The organism is Alcanivorax sp. HI0044 (assembly GCF_001634945.1).
In genome coordinates this window covers 1-579 of record NZ_LWEZ01000629.1, presented here as the reverse complement: position 1 = coordinate 579, position 579 = coordinate 1, and the positions used below count along the sequence as shown (strand labels likewise).

Annotated in this window: 1 protein-coding gene; it reads right to left on the bottom strand. The window is 58.0% G+C overall.

Going from position 1 to position 579, the window contains the following annotated elements:
* Positions 1-579 (bottom strand): condensation domain-containing protein (locus A3730_RS07570; protein WP_197477358.1); only part of this gene is annotated, 579 nt, incomplete at both ends.

Sequence of the window (579 nt, the reverse complement as noted above, 5' to 3'; positions counted from 1 at the left end):
ATCCGCAACTTGCCGTTCTGTTGATCCGCATTGATCACCAGCGGCGCATCCGCCGGCGCATCCGCTTCCTGCCACAGGCCCGCGTCCATCAGCGAGACACCGGGCAAATTATCGTGACGGAACTGGCCAAGATAATTGAACAACACATCCAGGCGATGATCGCCGCCGGTCAGCTTGCCCTGCTGGACCAGCAGCCCATAGCCCAGACCGCCCTGCGCCGGTTCGCGCAACTGTTCCTTCTGCTGTTTGATCGTGGTCGTCAGATCATCAGCACAGTCCAGTCGCTGCGGATACAGGCTGGTAAACCAGCCCACGGTCCGGCTTAAATCCAGCGATTCATCGTTGCCACTACGGCCATGGCTTTCACGGTGAATGCGCACCACCCGGCGATCACAATACTCCGCCAGGGTTTGCGACAGGGCGATCAGCAGAAATTCTTCCAGATTCAGGGAGGCGTAACGGTTTGCACTGTGCTGCCAGCGACGCAGGGTCTGCGCATCGGTTTCACGGACGAAGTGGCTCGCCGGATCGGGCTGGGATCCGTTGAACTTTAATCCATTGAACTGTAATCCATTGAAT